This window comes from Sulfurovum aggregans (assembly GCF_055385215.1).
Window position 1 is genome coordinate 946,714 of record NZ_AP042387.1, and the last position, 21,213, is coordinate 967,926.

A 21,213-nucleotide genomic window follows, 5' to 3' on the forward strand; every position below is an offset into this window, starting at 1 on the left:
ACTTTCCCTATTGCCTCTTTTGTTTTTCAAATAGCGTACCGGAAGCCTGGCATACTCCCGGCTGTCTGAATTCACTCTTCCGTCACTACGGTAAATTCTTCAACTTCCTGAAATTAATGGCTTTTGCATATGCTTTAAGTTCTTCAAGAGAGACTTTCTGTCCTTCAACCTTGACTAAAAATCGTCTGGCTACCACGATGCTAATATCGCCTCTTTGTCTCTCTTCATTGTATTTCACGATCGCTTTTTCTCTATTGATACGTTCCAGTTTACCCCCATCTGATACAGCAAACATCGGGTTGGCAAAAAGGCCCATCATACTTTGCATAAGCGGAGAATCCGTAATGATCTCGATATGGACCCTGGATGAACCTTTGGTATATTCCCGGGAAGTAGATATCCCTCCGCCAAACATCGCTGCGCCGGCTGTCTGTGATTTTGCTTTTTTTGCATTCCATCCGGAAAGTGGCTCCGGAAGATAGGCTTCTAACCCTTTACTCTTTTTCTGCTGAATAAGCTGCAATGCATAATTGATATCTTCTGCTGCTGCCCCATACTCACCATTTTCATAAGACTTTATAGCTTCATTCAATGTATCAACTACATCCTCCGTATTCGCCACTATTGAAAATAAAGCCAGTATCATCGGGATAACCATCATTTTTTTAAAATTTTTCATACGTATACTCCTTCCTTTCATCTTTGTTTTATTATTACACAGATACCTTAACCAATTCTTAAAGGACAGTACTGGATCATAAGATCACTGCATCAATACTTCAAAAAACCATCTAGTATCTACCGTTCAAAAAATACCTGGTTCTGTCCTGTAAAATCACCATTAAACATTTTCAAGTATAATACAGCCTATCACATAAAGGCAATTATATATGAAACATCTCGTCTGGAACGTCAATCCGAATATTTTGGAATTAGGTTCTCTGCAGCTTCGCTGGTATGGACTTCTGTTCGTAGGTTCTTTCTTTCTTGGTCTTATGATACTCCAATGGATCTATAAACGCGAAAAAAAAGACCCTGCTGTCCTTGACAATCTGCTTATTTATATTATGGTCGGTGCTGTTGTAGGTGCCCGTCTGATGCACTGTTTTGCCTATGAACCAGACTTTTATTTAAGTAAGCCTTTGGAGATACTAAAAGTCTGGAAAGGTGGACTTGCCAGTCATGGCGGTCTGGCCGGTGTTCTTATCGCTTTATATCTCTTTGCGAAACGCTATAACGAATCTTATATGTGGCTCCTCTCCCGTGTGGCGATCCCGGGAGCTTTGACTGCTGCTTTCGTACGTTTTGGCAACCTTTTTAATTCCGAAATACTGGGGAAACCTTCAGAACTCCCCTGGTCGATCATATTTCAGCGTATTGACATGATACCCAGACACCCGGTGCAACTTTATGAAGCATTTGCCTACCTCATTATCCTAATGATACTGATATCCATCTATCGCAGAGTCAGCCCGATCTTTGCTACAAAGATACTTCCGGGAGTCTTTCTTGTAACACTTTTTACTGCACGATTTTTCATAGAGTATGCCAAAACAAGACAGGCAGCCTATATAACAGATCTGCCTTTCAGTACAGGGCAGATGCTCTCAGTACCCTATATCATCGCCGGAGTCATCTGGATCATCTGGGCATTTAAAACATCTAAAAAGAACTTATGATGACCAAACCTATTGCATCAAAATATGCACTTGGTATCGACATAGGTTCCACGACGGTAAAGTATGTACTGTGCGATGAGGATTTTAATATCATTGCCAAAGCCTATACTCCGCATGATACAAAACAAGCTCCTACTCTTTTACGTCTTTTGGAAGAACTCTCCCAAACCTATCAGGATGCTTACAATAACCTGGACAAGGTCTATATCACCGGTTCGGGTGCCTCCCGTATTGCTCCTGTCATTAACGCACGTTTTGTTCAGGAGGTCAATGCCGTAGTACTTGCAGTAGAACACCATCATCCCGATGTCAATGCTGTTGTGGAACTGGGTGGCCAGGATGCAAAGATCATCCATTTTAAAGAGGGAAAAGACGGTAAGAAGACCGTACTGACCTCTATGAATGACAAATGTGCTTCGGGAACAGGTGCGACCATAGAAAAGTGTACTATGAAGGTCGGTATGGAGAGAGAAGATGTACAGAAACTCACCTTTCAAACAGACAAGCTCCACCATGTCGCAGCCAAATGTGGGGTCTTTGCCGAAACAGACATTGTTAATCTGGTTAAAACTTCTGTTCCCTCTGATGAGATCATGAATTCTCTTGCTGATGCTATCGTCATGCAGAACCTTACCGTACTGACACGGGGAAATACCCTTATGCCAAAAGTCCTGCTTTTAGGAGGGCCCAATACCTATCTGCCGTTCCTGCAGGAGTGTTGGCGTATGCGTATCTCTGCACTTTGGGATGAGCGAGGGGTTGCGTATGATAAAGAGAAACTCAATGAACTCATTGTCGTACCTGAGAATGCTCAGTATTATGCTGCTTTGGGTGCAGTGATCTTCGGGGAAGGTGAATCCAGCCATGAAAAGTCTTTTTCAGGTCTCATTCAACTCAGAACACTGGTCGATACCGGCGGTATTACACAAAATGAGAACAATGATGCACCTCTGGTCTCCAGTCCTGAAGAGTTAAAAGCCTTTAAAGAAGCCTATACGATCAAACCTTTCATACCCCCTGTGCTTACCCGAAAAACCGCCTGTTTTCTAGGTATTGACGGAGGCTCAACTTCTTCTAAAGCAGTGCTTTGTGATGAAAATGGCGAACTGCTGTTAAAAGTGTATCAACTATCACGTGGCAATCCCATAGAGGATACCCTTGAGTTACTCGAAAAAATACAGGAACAGGACCCGAACAACTTTTATGATATTAAAGGCTTGGGGGTAACCGGTTATGCTGCAGATGTACTGGGTGGAGCACTTAAAGCCGATGCAAATATCATCGAGACCATTGCCCATATGAAGAGTGCCCAAAAAGCGTTTGGAGAGAGTATCAATGTCATCTGTGATATTGGAGGGCAGGATATCAAAGTACTTTTTCTGGAAAACGGTATGATGAAGAATTTCCGTCTCTCCAATCAATGTTCTGCGGGGAACGGAATGCTGTTGCAAAGTATGGCAAAACAGTTCGGTGTACCTGTAGAAGGATTTGCAGATGTAGCATTCAGTGCAAAACAGGCTCCGAGATTCAACTACGGTTGTGCTGTTTTTTTAGATACAGACAGGGTAAACTTCCAAAAAGAAGGCTACACCAAAGAGGAGCTCTTTGCAGGTATTTCAAAAGTCTTGCCTAAAAATGTCTGGCAGTATGTAGTTCAGGCTCCCAATCTCGCTGCTTTTGGAGACCATTTTGTTCTGCAGGGAGGGACACAGTACAATCAGGCCGCACTCAAAGCACAGGTAGATTACATCAAAGAGAAAGTGCCTCATGCAAAAGTTGATGTACATCCTCACCCCGGTGAAGCCGGTGCCTATGGGGCAGCCCTGGAAGCCAAAGATATTGTAGCCCGGAAAGGGTATGCAACGTTTGTCGGTATGCAAGAAGCATTACAGATGACCTACACTTCCAAAACAGATGAGAGTACACGCTGTCACTTCTGCACCATTAACTGTTCCCGTACTTTCATTGATACACAGACACCCTCTTCCGACACTGTCCGATACATTGCAGGATTTTCATGTGAAGATGGTACCGTGGAATCGGCAGAAGCCTTTAAGGCACTTAAAAGCGGTAGAAAAGCTTTGCAGCAGAGCGTACCGAACCTTGTGAAAAAAGAATCTACCAAACTCTTTGCACCACTCTACACCATAGAGCCAAAGCCTACTGCAGAGATGCTCATTAAAGAGCAGCAGGTCAAAGTCACTTTAGGTGGCTGGGGACCGACACTGAGACGTGAGGTAAACAGAAACTTCTCACTGAGTACGGAAGAAGATACAGCCTTTCGAAAAACCCTTAAAATAGCCATACCAAAAGTACTCAATATCTACTCTTTGGCTCCATTCATGCGTACCTATCTTGAAGCACTTGACATCGATCCGCTCAATATTCAATTCTCAGGCTTCTCCAATGAAGATATGTACCTTGAAGGTGCAAAATACGGTTCTGTGGATTCCTGTTATCCGGCTAAAGTAGCCCAGTCTCATGTCTATGCGCTCATGTACTCCAAAAAGTTTGCTAAAAAATCTTTTAACTACCTCTGGTTCCCCTCTGTTACGGAACTGCCGGGTTATGTCAGGCATACTATGGGGCAAACCTCATGTCCCATCGTCTCCGGTACACCCAAGGTGGTCTATTCTGCTTTTACCAAAGAGAAGAACCTTTTTGAAGAAAAAGGCATAGAGTATGTTGATGATGCACTTGATTTTGACAATGGCGATCTGCTTAAAAAACAGCTTTTTGCCACCTGGGGAAGTAAACTGCGTATCACAGAAGATGAGAATAACTGGGCAGTGGAACAGGCGTGGAAGGCACTCGACCAAAACGATCAAGAGATCATGCAGGAAGGCCGTACCATCCTGGATGAAGCTGAAGAGAAAAATGAAATTGTTATCCTGCTGCTTGGCCGTCCTTACCATTCAGATCCCGGGCTTAACCATGAAGTACTCGATGAGTTCCAGTCTTTGGGCTTTAAAACACTTTCCATGAGAGCCATCCCTAAAGATGAAGCCTATCTTATGCGTTATTTTGCAGAAGATGTAGAAAAAGGGTTCATAGAATCCCCTTACGATATCCGTGATGTATGGCTGGAAAATTTCTCTACCAACTCAGCCCAAAAGGTCTGGGCTGCCAAATTTGCAGCCCGCCACCCCAATATAGCGGTACTTGATCTCAGCTCTTTCAAGTGTGGGCATGATGCTCCTACCTATGCCATCATAGACAAGATTTTGGGTGCCAGCCGTACACCTCATCTTACTTTACATGATATTGATGCCAATAAGCCGGGCGGGTCGATCAAGATACGTGTGAAGACGTTTGCATATACATTAGAGCAGTACAAGCAGGTACTTCAAAAAGATCTTAATACATATCATACTGAACTTGATCCGAAAGCTATCCAAAATTCAGTAGAGGCTTTGATATGAGAACTATAAATTTATTTAACTTTGATTGTATACAATTTTCCCTATTTACTTTGCTAATGGATAAAGCTATCGTTAACATAAAATTATTTAAACAAGTTATCAGTAACCCCTTGCAGACACTTTATGTCGCTTGCATTTTCTTTTTTTTGGTTCGTTCTTTTTTCTTTGTTGCAGCGACAAAGAAAAAAAATGAACAAAGAAACTATAACATTCAAAACAAAGTTGGAGAATAAAAATGAGTATTCACTGCAACAATGTCAAAATGACCGACAAAAACGGTGACCTGAGTTTCATTAACAAAGCTCCTTCCCAATGGAGAGACATCCTTTCCAAACCTATTGAATATGCAGCCAAAGAAGAGACCATCTTCCTCTCAGGCGGATTAACCCTCCTGCAGGACAAACTTGTTGAAGCAGCACTCAACTCCATGGACATCCATTTCACAGCCCTGCCCAACCCTAACTTTAAATCATTCCAGACAGGCAAAGCCTTCGGGAACCGCGGGCAGTGCAATCCTACTTATTTTACGGTAGGAAACCTGGTCAAGTATCTGCAAAACCTGCGTGACGAACAAGGATTAAGCCCAGAGGAGATCGTGAAGAAATATGTCTATATCACTGCGGGAGGTTGCGGTCCCTGCCGATTTGGAATGTATATTACCGAGTACAAAAAGGCTTTGCGTGATGCAGGGTTTGAAGGCTTCAGACTTACCTCATTTGAGCATGACAAAGGCATCTTCCAGGGAGATGAGATAGAAGAAGATATCCTCAGCTTTTCTCCTACATTCTTTGTGACACTCATCAAATCTGTGATCATCGGAGACATCATCAATATCCTTGGCTATAAAATGCGTCCGTATGAGCTAAAAAAAGGTGCTACCGATGAAGCTCTCGAGCAGTGTAAAGAGATCGTATCGGAAGCTTTCCTGAAACATACAAGCCTTATTAAAGCCATGTGGAAATGCCGAACTGTTTTAAGTGAGGTCGAACTCAACCGTTTACAACCCAAAGCCAAAGTAATGGTCATGGGAGAGTTCTGGGCAGCGATGACCGAAGGAGACGGTAACTACAATCTGCACCGTTTCCTGGAAGCTGAAGGTGCAGAGTGTATCCCCCAACCCATACTCAACCGTTTGATGCTTAGCATCTGGGAAGCAGAACAGGCACTTGACAAAAAAGAATCATTAGCCGTAGAAAATGCAGAAAGCATAGACTTTGGCAACCTCAAAACCCGTCTACTCATCAAAGCAGGAAAGGCAGCCATTAAAACCCACTTCTACCTCTACGCCAAAGCCATAGGATTACATGACTATATCATACCAAACATAGAACAGCTGGCAAAGTTTGCCAAAGAGTACTACACTCTGGAGTGCAGCGGAGGAGAAGGACACCTGGAGGTTGCCCACCTCATAGAGAGTGTGAGGCACAACCTGGCCCACCTGGTCATCTCCATCAAACCCTTTGGGTGCATGCCAAGTTCAGCCGTGAGTGACGGTATACAGTCTCTTGTAACCAGTCGCTACCCACAAGCCAACTTCCTCAGCATAGAGACTTCAGGAGAAGGGGCAGCCAACTTCTACTCACGTGTACAAATGGCTCTGTTTAAAGCAAAACAATCAGCCAAAGAGGAGTTTGAAGCGTTGGAGATGCCACAAAAGATACCAGATAGAGTACATAACTACCTGTTTCAGCCTAAAGGGGAAAAGGCTGGTACGGCAGCACAACTCATCCATAGTATAAAAACCCGAAATTTATAATGCAAAAAACCATTCCAGCCTTCCTGATTCTTACTGTGTCACTGTTGTCTGCAGAGATCACTGTCAGGGTCATCGGATTAAAAAGTGACAAAGGAACCGTTGGATTAGGATTATTTCATACAGGTCAATACTTTCTTAAAGAAAGAGGAAAGTACAAAAAAGCACAGATAAACATAACAAAAAACGGAACTTTCTATACTTTTAAAAATATTCCTGAAGGTGTTTATGCTGTCACAGTCTATCATGATGAAAATGCCAACGGAAAGTTGGATAAAAATTTTATAGGCTTTCCCAAAGAGGGTACAGGTATTTCAAATGATGCAAAAGGTTTTTTGGGACCACCTGCATTTGAAGATGCCAAATTCACCCTCAAGAAGGATAAAACAGTTACCATCCGGATACATTATTAGGAAAAGATATTCTTTCCCTTTGGTTTCATAGAAGACCTCTGCAGGCTCTTGCCACAGGGTACTATCACGATCCGGATCCTCTGTATGCAGGGTTTAAGACAACTTCAATACGATCACCGATTTTGACTGCTTCATCAACCTCTACTTCAAGAAGCTCCCCGGCAACCAATACTGTAGCGATGGTTGTATCGGATATTTCTGAAAGTTGTAATACTTCCGTCTCATAATGAAGTCCTTCTGTTTTTCCCCGCAGTACCTCTTCAACCAAATTATCTTTAACAATGCTCCCCTGTTCCAATACCAATACCCTGTCTGCCAAAGCATACACTTCAGAAGGGTCATGACTCACTATGATAGTCGTTGTACCAAAAGTATCATGGAGCTGTTTTATCTCTTGTTGAAGTTTGGCACGCATCACAGGATCAAGTGCGGAAAGAGGTTCATCCATAAGCAGTAATTCAGGCTTACGCATCATCGCACGGCACAAACTCACTCTTTGCTTCTGACCACCGCTTAAAACTTGTACATTTTGTTTGGCAAGTGCTGTCAGTTCCGTCATCTTTAAGAGCTGCATAGCAAGTGTTGTATCATGATTGACATAGAGCAGATTCTGCTCTACTGTCATATTCTCAAAAAGTGCATAATCCTGAAAAACAAAACCTATTTTTCTTTCTTGCGGAGGAAGTGACTTTTCATTTTGAAGCCAATGTATATTTTCCACTTCTATCTCTCCCGTTGCAGACTCAAGCCCTGCCAGGATCCTTAAAAATGTGGTTTTTCCACTGCCGCTTTCTCCCATGAGTGCAAGGAACTCTCCTTTTTTGATATGAAGATCTACACTTAATTGCATCTCCCCGAAACTGCCATGTAATGCTTTACAGATATCTATTTTTATCATTACAGCACCCCGAATTTCTTACGTTGTTTATAGTTAAAAAAGTACACAGACAAAAGTACTATAAAACTGATGCCTACCATCAGTGCACTGTAGATATGTGCTTTACCATACTCCATCACTTCAACCATTTCATAGATCGCAACAGAAGCCACTTTTGTCTCTCCCGGGATGGATCCACCGACCATGAGAACCACACCGAATTCCCCTACTGTATGGGCGAACGTGATGATCAGTGCTGTCATCAATGCCGGTTTGATGTTGGGAAGTGCTACATTCAGAACAGTCTGAAATTTACTTTTCCCTGCAAGATAGGATGCTTCCAGCATATGTTTGTTCAGAGACTCAAATCCACCCTGAAGCGGTTGTACCATAAAAGGCAGAGAGTAGAAACAACTTGCTACAACAAGTCCGGTAAAACTAAAGACCAGTTTCACATCAAAAAGCTCCTCAAAAAAACCTCCTACGGTTGAGTTGGGAGACAATGCTACCAAAATATAAAAACCAAGAACAGAAGGGGGCAATACGATAGGAAGCGCCGTAAGTGCCTCTAAAAAAGGTTTTGCTTTGGAATTGGTCTGTGACAGGTACCATGCCAAAGGCAAAGCAAGTACAAACAAAATGAGTGTTGTCATCCCTGCCAATTTAAACGAGAGTACAAAAGGGGTGAGATCAAAAGATTCCAGCATCTAAGGTACCCTGTATCCAAAGGTCTTCAATACCTTTTTGGCTTCTTTCCCCTGCATAAAGTCATAAAATGCTTTGACTTCACTGTTGTTTTCACCCTCTTTAAGTATGACCATCCCCTGGGAGATAGGTGTGTAGAGTGTTTCATTTACATCACTCCAGTTGATCCCTTCTTTGAAATGTGCCATTTGTGGAGAAAAGAGTGATGATTTGGCTATCAACCCTATATCGGCAGCTTTGGTTGCATAAGAGACAGTTTGAGAGATAGACTCCCCATAGACAAACTTGTTTTTTACTGTATCGTACACATTTGCATTTTTCAATGCCTCTACTGCTGCTGCTCCATAAGGTGCCGTTTTAGGATTTGCAATGGCGATTTTTTTGATGTTCTCTTCTGTTAACAGCATCACACCTTTGGAAAAATCCTGTTGCTTTACAGAGAGATATGCCAAGGCTCCCTGTGCATAGATCACAGGTTTTGTCACTGCCATCTTCTCTTTATAAAGCGCTTCAGGATACTTCATGTTTGCTGACATAAAAAGTTCAACAGGTGCTCCATGTTTTATCTGTGCCGTAAGTTTACCACTGCTTCCAAGAATGACTTGGACTTTAGTATCAGGGTATGATATATTAAATTCTTTTATTAACGGTTTTATCGCATAACTTACATTGGCTGCAACAGCTATCTTAATGACACTTGCATTCAATGTTACCAAGCCAAGCAAAAAGAATAATGCTGATTTTTTCATTTGTTTTTCCTTTTAAAACAGATAATTGATCTCAAAGCGGAATTCATTATAAGAGGGATCACTTTTGAGTGACCCATCCCCTGCAACAGTCTCTTTGTCTCCATCTACATATGCCATACGTGTTTTCATCGTCAAACCGGGGATGCTGTCAAACTCTTTTAAAATATCAAGCGTCAAAACATTGCTGTCTGCCTGTACACCCGGCTTGTTGTCATCAAAATCCTGTATGGCATAACGCACAAATGCTTTCACTCCGGGGACAAGTCCGGCTTTACCAAAATCATAATCTGCTCTTAGCATAGTCGTTTTGGTATTGGCATACCAGTTGTACTGTGCCATCGCACGGGAAAAACCACCGGTGGGGAACCCTCTCCAGGGAGCTATCAGGTCACCCTCGTCTGCGATTTTGGTATAACCCAATCGCAGCTTCCATGCATCCTGTGCCACATCGACTCTTGCTGCAAAGAGAGCACTCTCCAGACTGTTCGGATCACTGTATCCAAAGGTATTTGTTTTAAGGTTTGCGCCCCCTATCTCTCCTGCACCATCATCAAACTGTTTCATATAACGCAGTGCCGGTTTTACCTTCAACCCTCCCATATCAAAGCTATAGTCAGCCTGTATCATTGCTGAGGATACCAGGTCAGGTGCCGCTGTATAGTTAAATGTCAGCGTCAAGTTGTCAACAGCACTGTTTTTCGCATCAAGAATAATGAGCTCATCATCAATCCCTCTTGCCTGAAGTTCTGAAAGTGTCAACCCTTTATGCATGGCACTATCGTCATTTTGACTATACTGTGCATAAGGATCGCTCGTATCATCGCCATAGGCTAAAAGGTGATGAAAACCGGAGTGGTCTCTTAACTTCTGTTTTGTTAAGTACCCTGCTTTCAATTTTGTATGGGGGATAACTCCTGTTTGAAGCGTCACTCCCTCAAAAGTATTGGGTATCATCTTTGTATCATTGCTCTTGGTCAAAAAACTCTCAAAGATGACTCTTCCTGCCTGCAGAGAAGTGGTCCCGTTCTTATACTCAAGATAGGCTAATGCCAACGAGCTAATACCATACTTTCCGCTGCTTAGCACATCGTACCGGCTTAACACTCCTTTTCCCGCTTTGTAAAGTACTGCATCTTCATCATCCATATGCCAGGGATTTTGTGTCGTGTAGAGTCCTGTGGTAAATCCAAATCCGTTGAAGTAAGCACTTTTGAAAATAAGGCTTCCCCCTACACCATACACATAATGATCTTCCCCTTTATCACTCCAAAAATAGTTACTTCGGAATCGACCGTAAAATATTCCTTTTTGAAACATATCAGTAAAGCTGTTTACCTCTTCCGGCAACACATGATACACTTCTGTCATGTTGCTTTTTATCGTACGCTTTACCATATCACCCGATGCACAAACCATACTGCTTACACTCATTATACTCAAAACCACACTTACTGTCTTCGTCATTCTCTCTATCTCCCCAGCATAATATCATTCGATTTGATGATTGCAGTAACATTACTTCCTTCTTTTAAATTCAGTGTTTTTAACGAATCCGCAGTAATGACTGCTACCAGCACATCATGATGACCTATATCCACCACCACTTCAGCATTCACCTCACCTACAGTGATATGGCTGATACTCCCTCTAATACTGTTTCTTGCACTCAGCTGCATTTCGCCCGGAACTGCAAGCATGACCGTACTCGACTTGAAAATCGCCGTTGCACTGTCTCCCTCTTTCAGTCCCAGGTTTTCCACTGCCTCTTTAGTGATCACAGAGACAAGCCTGTTCCCGCTTTTAAGCTTGAGGCTTACTTTGGCATTGACAGCCCCTGACTCTATGGACTCTACCTTACCTTGTATCTGGTTTCTTGCCGATATTTGCATCGCTAATCTCCCTATAGTCTTAAACGCTCCACTTTCTATATCAGTTACCTGGGACAATCTTTCCAAAAAACGGGTATGTTCTTCTTTTAAGACCCTGTACGTCTCCAAAAGTTTCAAGCCGTATGGGGTGATCGTCGTACCACCCCCGTTTTTCCCGCCTGTCTCTCTTTGGACTATGGGCTGTTCAGAAAGGTTGTTCATCGCATCCACTGCTTCCCATGCACTCTTGTAACTCATTGGCACCGCTTTAGCTGCTTTAGAGATAGAACCGTGTTCTTCTATGGCATATAGAAGTTCTATGCGCTTCTCCAACAAAAAAGGCTCACCTAACATTTCCAAAGTAAGTGTTGATGAAAGTTCCATTCTATCCCTTATGTACCAAAGTATATAACGGAAATATTAGCATTATATACCTTAAGATATAACGGTATGGATCTATCTATATTTTATTTTCTAATCCACTCTTTATCCTATCTGTGGAAAAATACAGAAGATACTTTTGATCTATGAAGGATTTTTGATGGAGATAAAAGCAAATTTGGTCGACATTGCACAACGCGAGATCTATCCTGCTAAAGTGATCATTAAAGATCAGAAAATACTCTCTGTTACAAAGATCAAGGAAGTCTGTTCTACCTATATCCTTCCCGGATTTATCGATGCACATATCCATATAGAGAGTTCCATGCTGCCTCCGAGTGAATTTGCACGTCTTGCCGTTCGCCACGGTACGGTTGCCACCGTTTCAGATCCGCATGAAATTGCCAATGTACTTGGTACAAAAGGGGTTGAATTCATGCTGGACAATGCCGAACAGGTCAATTTTAAATTTTATTTCGGGGCATCACCCTGTGTACCGGCAACACCCTTTGAGACAAGCGGTGCCACACTGGGCGTTGACGAAGTCAAAGCACTGCTGCAGAAACCACAGATCAAATACCTCAGCGAAGTAATGAATTTTTCCGGAGTGATCAACGGGGATGAAGAGATGCTTTTAAAGATAAAGGCTGCCCGGGATCTGGGAAAACCCGTAGACGGCCATGCTCCCGGGCTTCGAGGTGATGATCTTAAACACTATATTGATGCAGGAATCACGACCGACCATGAAGCCTTTAGCTATGAAGAGGGGCTGGAAAAGCTCCGACGCGGTATGAAAATACTCATACGCGAAGGCTCAGCCGCCAAGAACTTTGAAGCCTTGGCACCACTGATCGATGAGCATTATGCCATGTTGATGTTCTGCAGTGATGACCGCCATCCAAATGATCTCTATCGTGAACATATCAACCAGCTTGTCAAACGTACCTTGGCAAAAGGCAATAATCTTTTTAAGGTTTTGCAAATCGCCTGTATCAATCCTATTACACACTATGATCTTGATGTTGGTATATTAAAAGAAGGTGACAGTGCCGACTTTATAGAGGTGGACAATCTGAAGGATTTTAGCATTTTAAAAACTGTGATCAATGGAGAAGTAGTTGCACAAAACGGTAAATCGAACATAGATCCCGTAGCCATTCAAAAGGTCAACAATTTTCATACAGGTACAAAAAAACCGGAAGATTTTGCGATGCCTTTATGTGAGAACGTTGAAGTGATACAGGCGATAGATCATGAACTTATCACCCATGAAAAAGTAGTTGAGCTTCCACATTTTTCCACAATGAGCATAGGTGATCCGGAGCATGACATTCTCAAGATCAGTGTAGTGAACCGTTATGCAGATGTGCTGCCTGCTGTCGCTTATGTCAATGGTTTTGGTTTAAAGCAGGGTGCGATCGCTTCCAGTGTTGCCCATGATTCACACAATATCATTGCCGTAGGATGCAGTGATGAGATGATCAGCAAAGCCGTCAACCTCATCATCAGACACAAAGGCGGCATCTGTGCCGTTACAGACACGCAAGAATGGGTTCTGCCACTGGAGATTGCAGGGATCATGAGTGCTGAGGACGGTTTCAGTGTTGCCAAAGAGTATAAAAATATTGACAACATTGCCAAAGAGACATTGGGCTCGGCATTAAGTGCCCCGTTCATGACACTTTCGTTTATGGCGTTACTGGTAATTCCGGAACTCAAGCTCAGCGACAAAGGTCTTTTTGACAGTCGAACATTTCATTTTATCAACAGTTGTAAGGGGTAATGTATGAATCTTTTTAAGCTTAAAGAGCACAAGACCAATATCAGAACTGAGATCACAGCAGGATTTACCACCTTTATGGCGATGCTCTACATCGTACCGGCCAATGCTGCTATTATGAGTGCTTCGGGTATGCCGTATGATGCACTGATCACTGCCACAGCAGTGATGACCATTTTTGCATCGATCCTCAACGGCTTCTGGGCAAATACTCCCATTGCCATGAGTGTCGGAATGGGACTGAATGCCTATTTCAGTTTCGGTTTGGTCAAAGGAATGGGAATTCCCTGGCAAAGTGCATTAGGAATTGTATTTGTATCAGGAATTCTCTATATTCTTATCAGTATAACACCGCTGCGCCGCTGGTTGATAGAAACCATTCCTCTGGACATCAAACGGGCTGTGAGTGCAGGTATCGGTGCTTTTATCGCTTTTATCGGCTTACAGCAGATGAAGATTATTGTTGATGATCCCGCCACGCTGGTCAGCATTGGAAATTTTCATGACAGCCATGTTCTGCTCGGTCTGTTCGGCTTGGCACTTGCCATCTTCTTTACACTGAAAAAGTACAAAGGTGCATTTATTCTTTCTATCATTCTAACAACACTGTTTGCATGGATGTTGGGGATCGAAAAGCTGCCTGAGCACTTTATCTCTATGCCGGCATCTATGGCACCTATCGCTTTTGAACTGGATATCCCCTCTATTCTGACACTTTCAATGGTACCGGTCATACTTATCTTTTTGATCACTGATCTTTTTGATACACTTGGTACCCTGGCCGGTGTGGGGATGCGGGCAGGTCTTTTTAAAGAAAAAGGTTCCGTCACGTTGCAAAAAACCATAGAAGCCGATGCTGTTTCCACCATGCTGAGCGGTCTTGCCGGAGTGAGTAGTACGACTGCCTTCATTGAAAGTGCCGCCGGTGTCGAAGAGGGAGGTCGAACCGGGCTTAGTGCAGTTGTTGTGGGGTTACTGTTTATCCTTCCACTTTTTTTGCTTCCTTTTTTCCAGGCTATTCCCTCTAATGCAATTTATCCTATTCTCATTGTCATTGGTGTCATGATGTTCGGGGAACTGCAGCATATCAACTATCAGGATCCCGCCATAAAATACAGTACATTTTTTATTGTAACAGGCATGCCGCTAACCTACTCCATTACAGATGGTCTTCTCCTTGGTGCATTGGTGTTTGTCCTTGTTCATCTTCTGCAAGGCAGCTACAGGAAGATCGGTATTGCTATGAGTGTTTTGGCAGTGGTTGCTTTACTGGTATTTTTTGTGCTTTAGCCCAAATCCCGAAATAGAAAAACAAAAGAATAAGTGAAGATGCTGTAAAATACGAAGAAAGCCAGAGAAAAAGCCCACTCAACGCTTTCACCCAATGGGTGAGCTTTTTCCAGGAGGATAAAAGTATGGCACAAAGTGTTTTAAATTTCACTGTAGAGAGCACCGAAGAGAGACTGACACCCAGAGCAGGAGAGGCAGTCTTTGGAGAGTTTTTAAAAGCAATCAAGCTTGATCGGTTATGCAACCGATATCTTCCTTTACCTAAAAGTAACCGAGGCTACGATCCTTATACCTTTATCCATTCACTTGTTCTAATGTTACACAGTGGAGGCAGATATCTGGAGGATATCCGCACCCTTCAGTCCGATCACGCACTCCAAGAACTACTTGGGATAAAGCATATTCCCACAGCAGACAGTATCGGCAAATGGCTCAAACGCTCCGGCAAAGTCAAGATGTCGGGGATGGAAAAACTCAACCGTACCTTGCTACAACGCTATCTTCGCAGAATAGATGAACCTTTGGTGCTTGATATTGATGCAACCGTGATAGAAAGCCATAAATCTATTGCGTTTACCACCTATAAAATGTTCCCGGGATTTACTCCCATCATTGGGCATCTTAATGGCGGCTATGTGATTCATCAGGAGTTTAGAGCCGGTAATGTAGCACCTGCTGATCATAATCTTGCATTCGTCAAACAGTGTGAAGCACAACTTCCCAAACATCGAAAACTCTCCTATCTGAGAGCCGATAGCGCTTCGTATCAGTCATCACTGTTCAATTATTGCAATAATCGTAATATCATCTATGTGGTAGGCGGGCATCTTGACAGGAGTGTACTGACAAACATTGAAACAATTGATTCCTGGGAACCCCTTAGAACAATAAAAGGTACCGCACATCATCTCAAAGAAGAGGTAGCAGAATTTTACCACACGATGCAGAATACCGATCATGCCTTTCGTATGATTGTGATTAAAAAAACCACCACCCCATTGCTGCATGGCATGGAGGCGTTTCTAAGCCAGGAAGAGAAGCTGGCACTCGCTTCTGAACGTTACAGTGTGATTGCCACCAATGACTTGGAGAAAACAGCTGAAGAGATTGTACGCTTTTACCGACAACGGGGTGATACCAGTGAAAACCGAATCAAAGAACTGAAAAACGGGTTCAATCTGAAGTACCTGCCAACTTCAGACTTTCAAGCCAATGCGCTCTACTTTCATATCGGTACATTGGCATACAACCTGTTCATACTCTTTAAACGTATATTACATGTCAGCTGGCAAAAACACACCATTCAAACCATTCGCTATAAACTGTATCATATTGCAGGTAAAGTAGTCCATCATGCTCGCCAAATCGTGCTTAAAGTCAATGAAGCGTTTGTGGATATCCTCAATCACATACGGCATCAATGCTATTTGCTCAGTTTAGAGTAGCAACTTCACCACTGCGGCATTCCCTTTATCATTTCTTCTTCAGACAAAGTGACAGGATAGCTATGTCAAAAAATCAGGAAAATGGCTTTAAAAAGAGTATTTGACGCACCACTTTGTTGACATAGGGATACAAAGAGCTCTTTTAAGCACACTTTTTTACAGTTCGGAGACAAAAACGGGTTATAGTCTCTCAATTTTTATGAAATGAATTTTCTATTTCGGGATTTGGGTTTAGTTCACCCCTTGACAAAGTAATTTAAAAGTGTTATTATCCACCACCTTAGTAAATAGGTGTAATAACTATTTACTAAAAAAATCTTTCAGGTTTTTTTGGGGGTGACTTGGTTTCGACTGGAGTAGTCGGAGCTATGTGCATGTCGGACTGGGCAATTCCGTTACGCGGCCCACTTAGCTTAAACGCAAACAATACAGATTATCGTCCAGCTTACGCAGTAGCGTAAGTCATTAACCCCGCTAACGCGGAGGACTGCCTCGCCGGTGAGTGTCATCTTAACCGGAGTTTGAGGTATCATATCTGATGACTATGCTCCATGGAAGCTATGCCATGGTGTGAGAATCCTAGCTGGTCCGGTGAAGTTTTGGGTGTTGTACAAAACCGGATGAGAATAATCAGCACCGACTAAACATGTAGAGTCATAGTTCTAGCTATTTTAGGACTGGGGTTCAATTCCCCACACCTCCACCATTGGCTACTAAAAGTAACACTTCATAAAAAATCATTAAATTTCACTATCCTTTGCAAACATCGGTAAAACCGTGCTTTGGGGTATATCATAAGTCATCATTGCTCATCATAAAAAATCATTGAAGCTCAATTCAAGTGGTACACCGAGTGGTACATCTTTGCTATACTTTTTACAAGAGAAAAATTTAGGATGTACCACTTATGTTTTTGACAGATAGAAAAATCAAACTTGAAAAACCGGATAATAAAGTTAAATTTCTCAATGATGGAAACGGGCTACAATTAGAGATCAAACCGCACGGGATCAAACTTTGGCGTTATCGCTGTACGATCAATGGTAAACGAACTCGCCTTAGCCTCGGAGAATACCCAGCTATAAGTCTCAAAGCTGCAAGAGAAAAGAGAGATGAACTCAAAGCCCTTATCGCCCAGGGAATTGACCCACGCACCGTAAAGGAAACTCCAAAAGAGGAGGATCAACCCTTTACAAGTGTCAAAGATATGGTTGAGCGATACTTGGATCATTACAGAGCGGATCGTAATGAAAAGTATTGGCAAGGGGTAGAGAGTCTTTTCGGCGTGATGTATTGCCGGTTATTGGAAACCTGCCTATCGAAGAGATCAACTCCAAACAGATCGTTACCATCGTGCAAGCCGTTCAGGGGCGTGGAGCGGTAGAGTCTGCAAGACGGCTTTTTACCAAGCTTGGCAAGGTATTCAAGTTTGCCATTGCACACGGAGAATGCACCCGTAATCCCTGCGGCGATATAGAGCGTTCAATGGTGCTGCAAAAACCAACCGGCAGAAACTACCCTACCATCACGGATCCCAAAGAGATCGGCAAGCTGATGTATGACATCGATCACTATACCGGATGGTATATGGTGCGTTTTGGACTATTGTTTTTGGCGTATAGTGCCATCCGCCCCGGAAATGTGCGGTTGGCTGAGTGGAATGAAATTGATTGGGATAAAAAGCAATGGATCATACCGGGTGAAAAGATGAAAACCGGCAAAGAGCATATCGTACCACTCTCACGCCAAATGCTTGAGATCTTGAAGTTTGCCAAACATTACGCTACCGGTGGGAACTATATCTTTTTCTCCAACCGGCACAAAAACTCACCCATGAGCGATGTAACCTTCTCCAAGGCACTTTGGCGTATGGGCTATGGAAATGACACCATTGTACCCCACGGCTTTCGGGCTATGTTTAGCGCCATTGCCAATGAACATAGCGAATATGGTTTTGAAGTGATAGAGACCCAACTTGCCCACAAGATAGGATCCAAAGTCGCCCAGGCATACAACCGGGCACAATACCTACCACAACGCAAAAAGATGATGCAGTGGTGGGCGGATTGGCTGGATGAGCAGAAATCAAAGGTTATAGATGAAAATATCTAAATTTGGAAAATGTGACATTTTTAGATATAATAGTGCTATGGAAAATAACGCTAAATTCAATATATCAAGCCATATTAAGAATAAGTTAAGACGGTTAAGAAAAGATAAACTTTATGATTATTCCGTGTTTGAGCCTATTCCTCAAGATAGAAAAGTAGCCTTTAGACAGGCTATCTCACGCCTTGCCAAAGATGGGGTGATAGTCAAAGTAGGCAATGGAAAATTTTACAAAAAAGGGCAACGTGGGGCTATATCAAAAGAGATAGTGCATATCAAGCCACGCCACAAAGAGTGGCTAAAAAGAGGTTATGTTCCGGTAGCCAATCTCAAATATAGACTATCAAGCAATCTTTTTTGGTCCAACCCTAAAGGAAATGTGCCGGTAGAAAATATCATCGCCTCCATTATCAAAAAAGGGGCGTTGGATGATCTTGATTTTATCCGCTTTTCTTTTGGAGACGATAAGGTCAAAGAGGTCTTTTTAAAACATTTTGACATTCATTCAAAGCCAATGGTTAGGGATATCCTCGGTGTCTAATATGAAGCAGCTGCAAACATCTATGCCGCCGGCTACCTTTGAACTTTTCAATGAGGGATTTATGCCGATGAGTGAGATTAGCCGATGGACACTGGTTGGAGGCACGGCACTTGCTATCCACTACCAACACCGGCTATCGGAAGATTTGGACTTTTTTATCAAAAACTCTACCTTGCAGCAGGATCAAAAACGCATCGACAAGATGATGGCTCTCTTAGAACAAAACGGATTTGATGTTGCAAAACTCCAAGAAAACGATACTCAAATCGATTTTGAGATCAGCGGTGTCAAAGTTACTTTCTTTGCCTCCAGCTTGGATATTTTACAAAAGAAAAGCGTATCTTTTGAAAATGTAGCTGTTGCGGGAATTGAGACAATTAAAGCAATGAAGATGGATGCCATACTCAACCATCGCACACTATCAAGAGATTTTTTTGACATTGCCACCATAATGAAGCAAGAGAAATTAACTATCTTTGACCTGCTTGACAGCTACAAACAACACTATACCAAAAAGCTTTCACCCTCTCTTATTTTGGAGAGACTCACTCAAAGAGATTACGAACCGGACGATCCAGGGCTTAATCCGATGAAACCAAAAAGCAGCCTCAATCTATCCAAATTCAGACAAGAACTTGCAGCACAAATCAAACAGCAAGCCCAAAAGGACACAAAGAGCATCGATACAATTATCTCCAATCCCTCTATCATCAAAAAATACCTTAATAGAAAATTTGGACTAAGCAGAATGAATCTACTGCAAAAATTGGCAACCCTTGGTGAAGATGAATTGGTGCTTAAAGCTCTTAAAGCAGGGAACCTTGATATTACTTACAAGGATATAGGCGGTCACACTCTGCTTGATCATTACTTGGAAAACGATACAATGTTTGCCAAGATCCTTAGCTTTGCAAAACACATACCAGATGAATGGCTAGAAAACCGTACTTTCAAACGCCACAATAAAGATCATCTCATAGCCCTTGAAAACAGCATTGTAAGTTGTGCTAAGAATAAACATAACTCTAACGAAAAAATCGAAAGAATTGCAAGCAAACATAAACTTGAGCCAAAAGAGTTGCTTAAGAGGATAGAAGCAAAAGAGAAGCTGCTTAAAAGCTCTCTTTCTATGGAAGCAGGACGCTTACGGATTTGACCATCGAAACGTCTATCTTCATACTTTTCTACAACATTATTATCAAATACACTATTTTCTTATTTTATTGCTTCATTACTCATTTTACAACTCATTCCTCATATCTTCACGCTTAGCTTCTTCGTAATACCAATCTGATATTTTAGTTAGTCAACCCTGAAAAACCTATCCCCAAGGCAAACCAATAATTCTATACCATCAATTTTACCACAACCTGTAAAACATCAGATAAAGCTTAGCATATTTTTGTCTTTCGTCTGCTCTGATATGCCGTAAAAGGTAAGTGAAGTATGCTATTTTGACTAAAAAAAGTATCATCAAGAAGTTATTCATCCACTTCCTGAGATTAAATGCACTTGCAGCCAGTAGAAGGTTTATCTCATCTCCCACAAATCCTTTAAGATAGTTCCTCTGCATCCTGTGGTCTGATTTCACATGACCAATGATGGGTTCAATGGCAGCCTTTCTTCTGAACTTCTTACGCTTTTGTTCTTTCTGGTATTTGGTATCTACATAAATCCATTTAGTGGATTTATTGCACTGACGCTTGTTGAGCTAGTCTTTTTTTGGGACTGTCAGGAATACAGATAACGGTACCGTCTACTTCTTTTTTGCCACGGTATCCTCTATCGCAGATGGCTTCAACAATAGGTTTTGTTCTGTGCTTGTTCGCGTGAGACAATGCAGCTTCCAGTGTTTTTGAGTCATGCTCATTCTTCTCATGTGCTGCAACACCTATGATGATGTTACTTTTCATAGTAGTTACAAGGGAAGCTTTTGTCCCATACTCATATTTCTTATGGTCTTTACCTTTTGCTATAGCATAGATATGACTCTCATGAAGTGAGTAGACTTTGTTGGAATCTTTTTTCTTTTGGCTGATCACTTTTTCATAGAGATCAAATGCCTCTTTGTGTTTGGCGAGTTGTGCATCCCCCAGGTTTCTTGAAATATCTCTAATGAGGATACCCACGATAGTTCCCAATCTTTTCATAGCAGCTCTGGCTTTCTTTATCTTTTTGGGATGTCTGAAGAATCGCAAAGA

The 21,213-nt window shown here is 42.3% G+C and carries 18 protein-coding genes, 1 other RNA gene and 1 pseudogene; 12 read left to right on the forward strand and 8 right to left on the reverse strand.

The window, feature by feature from the left end; translation table 11 throughout:
• Window positions 1-85: 85 nt before the first annotated feature.
• On the reverse strand, window positions 86-679 hold the full coding sequence (locus ACZ48W_RS04650) for a hypothetical protein (RefSeq protein ID WP_464830180.1): 594 nt from the start codon (window positions 677-679) through the stop codon (window positions 86-88).
• A 211-nt stretch (window positions 680-890) separates the two neighbouring features.
• Between ACZ48W_RS04650 and lgt the strand changes: the two genes are divergently transcribed.
• The 4 genes from lgt to ACZ48W_RS04670 all read left to right on the forward strand — a co-directional run bounded on the left by lgt (window position 891) and on the right by ACZ48W_RS04670 (window position 7,267).
• On the forward strand, window positions 891-1,679 hold the full coding sequence (gene lgt / locus ACZ48W_RS04655; RefSeq protein ID WP_464830181.1) for a prolipoprotein diacylglyceryl transferase: 789 nt from the start codon (window positions 891-893) through the stop codon (window positions 1,677-1,679).
• Window positions 1,676-5,101, forward strand: a complete 3,426-nt coding sequence (locus ACZ48W_RS04660) for a BadF/BadG/BcrA/BcrD ATPase family protein (RefSeq protein WP_464830182.1) — start codon at window positions 1,676-1,678, stop codon at window positions 5,099-5,101. The genes lgt and ACZ48W_RS04660 overlap by 4 nt, the downstream gene beginning before the upstream one ends.
• Window positions 5,102-5,363: 262 nt before the next feature.
• On the forward strand, window positions 5,364-6,857 hold the full coding sequence (locus ACZ48W_RS04665; RefSeq protein WP_464830183.1) for a hypothetical protein: 1,494 nt from the start codon (window positions 5,364-5,366) through the stop codon (window positions 6,855-6,857).
• On the forward strand, window positions 6,857-7,267 hold the full coding sequence (locus ACZ48W_RS04670) for a DUF2141 domain-containing protein (RefSeq protein WP_464830185.1): 411 nt from the start codon (window positions 6,857-6,859) through the stop codon (window positions 7,265-7,267). Before ACZ48W_RS04665 ends, ACZ48W_RS04670 begins: the two co-directional genes overlap by 1 nt.
• Before the next feature lie 64 nt (window positions 7,268-7,331).
• Here the strand turns inward: ACZ48W_RS04670 and ACZ48W_RS04675 are convergent, their stop codons facing one another.
• Genes ACZ48W_RS04675 through ACZ48W_RS04695 form a run of 5 tightly spaced genes read right to left on the reverse strand, consistent with a single transcriptional unit; the run spans window position 7,332 to window position 11,850 of the window.
• Complete coding sequence (locus tag ACZ48W_RS04675; RefSeq protein ID WP_464830186.1) at window positions 7,332-8,165, reverse strand: ABC transporter ATP-binding protein; 834 nt, start codon at window positions 8,163-8,165, stop codon at window positions 7,332-7,334.
• Window positions 8,165-8,851 carry a molybdate ABC transporter permease subunit gene (gene modB, locus ACZ48W_RS04680; RefSeq protein ID WP_464830188.1) on the reverse strand — a complete coding sequence of 229 codons (687 nt, stop codon included), beginning with the start codon at window positions 8,849-8,851 and terminating at the stop codon, window positions 8,165-8,167. The genes ACZ48W_RS04675 and modB overlap by 1 nt, the downstream gene beginning before the upstream one ends.
• Window positions 8,852-9,598 carry a molybdate ABC transporter substrate-binding protein gene (modA, locus tag ACZ48W_RS04685; RefSeq protein WP_464830189.1) on the reverse strand — a complete coding sequence of 249 codons (747 nt, stop codon included), beginning with the start codon at window positions 9,596-9,598 and terminating at the stop codon, window positions 8,852-8,854.
• A 12-nt stretch (window positions 9,599-9,610) separates the two neighbouring features.
• Window positions 9,611-11,062 carry an OprD family outer membrane porin gene (locus ACZ48W_RS04690; protein ID WP_464830190.1) on the reverse strand — a complete coding sequence of 484 codons (1,452 nt, stop codon included), beginning with the start codon at window positions 11,060-11,062 and terminating at the stop codon, window positions 9,611-9,613.
• 5 nt (window positions 11,063-11,067) lie between these two features.
• Window positions 11,068-11,850, reverse strand: a complete 783-nt coding sequence (locus tag ACZ48W_RS04695) for a TOBE domain-containing protein (protein WP_464830191.1) — start codon at window positions 11,848-11,850, stop codon at window positions 11,068-11,070.
• A 157-nt stretch (window positions 11,851-12,007) separates the two neighbouring features.
• Between ACZ48W_RS04695 and ade the strand changes: the two genes are divergently transcribed.
• From ade to ACZ48W_RS04735, 8 genes and pseudogenes are all read left to right on the forward strand, one after another.
• A complete protein-coding gene (gene ade, locus ACZ48W_RS04700; protein WP_464830192.1) occupies window positions 12,008-13,630 on the forward strand; it encodes an adenine deaminase in 1,623 nt (540 codons plus the stop codon).
• A gap of 3 nt (window positions 13,631-13,633) precedes the next feature.
• Window positions 13,634-14,917, forward strand: a complete 1,284-nt coding sequence (locus tag ACZ48W_RS04705) for an NCS2 family permease (protein WP_464830194.1) — start codon at window positions 13,634-13,636, stop codon at window positions 14,915-14,917.
• A 125-nt stretch (window positions 14,918-15,042) separates the two neighbouring features.
• Window positions 15,043-16,362, forward strand: a complete 1,320-nt coding sequence (locus tag ACZ48W_RS04710) for an IS1380 family transposase (protein WP_464827689.1) — start codon at window positions 15,043-15,045, stop codon at window positions 16,360-16,362.
• A 332-nt stretch (window positions 16,363-16,694) separates the two neighbouring features.
• Window positions 16,695-17,068, forward strand: a transfer-messenger RNA (tmRNA) gene (gene ssrA, locus ACZ48W_RS04715).
• Between the two features lie 201 nt (window positions 17,069-17,269).
• Window positions 17,270-17,515: pseudogene (locus ACZ48W_RS04720) on the forward strand (Arm DNA-binding domain-containing protein); the annotation flags it as partial.
• Between the two features lie 104 nt (window positions 17,516-17,619).
• Entirely contained in the window at window positions 17,620-18,474 is an 855-nt protein-coding gene (locus ACZ48W_RS04725; protein ID WP_464830195.1) for a tyrosine-type recombinase/integrase, read from the forward strand.
• A gap of 37 nt (window positions 18,475-18,511) precedes the next feature.
• Window positions 18,512-19,012 (forward strand): hypothetical protein, encoded by a 501-nt coding sequence (locus tag ACZ48W_RS04730; RefSeq protein WP_464830197.1) that lies wholly within the window; start codon window positions 18,512-18,514, stop codon window positions 19,010-19,012.
• Window position 19,013: 1 nt separating this feature from the next.
• The gene (locus ACZ48W_RS04735) at window positions 19,014-20,168 is read left to right on the forward strand and encodes a nucleotidyl transferase AbiEii/AbiGii toxin family protein (RefSeq protein WP_464830470.1); all 1,155 of its coding nucleotides are present in this window, start codon (window positions 19,014-19,016) and stop codon (window positions 20,166-20,168) included.
• 204 nt (window positions 20,169-20,372) lie between these two features.
• Here the strand turns inward: ACZ48W_RS04735 and ACZ48W_RS04740 are convergent, their stop codons facing one another.
• Together ACZ48W_RS04740 and ACZ48W_RS04745 are read right to left on the reverse strand one after the other, a co-directional pair.
• Window positions 20,373-20,687 carry a transposase gene (locus tag ACZ48W_RS04740; RefSeq protein ID WP_464830471.1) on the reverse strand — a complete coding sequence of 105 codons (315 nt, stop codon included), beginning with the start codon at window positions 20,685-20,687 and terminating at the stop codon, window positions 20,373-20,375.
• Window positions 20,688-20,700: 13 nt separating this feature from the next.
• Window positions 20,701-21,210, reverse strand: coding sequence for a transposase (locus tag ACZ48W_RS04745; RefSeq protein WP_464830199.1), 510 nt, complete (start codon window positions 21,208-21,210; stop codon window positions 20,701-20,703).
• Window positions 21,211-21,213: the final 3 nt, after the last annotated feature.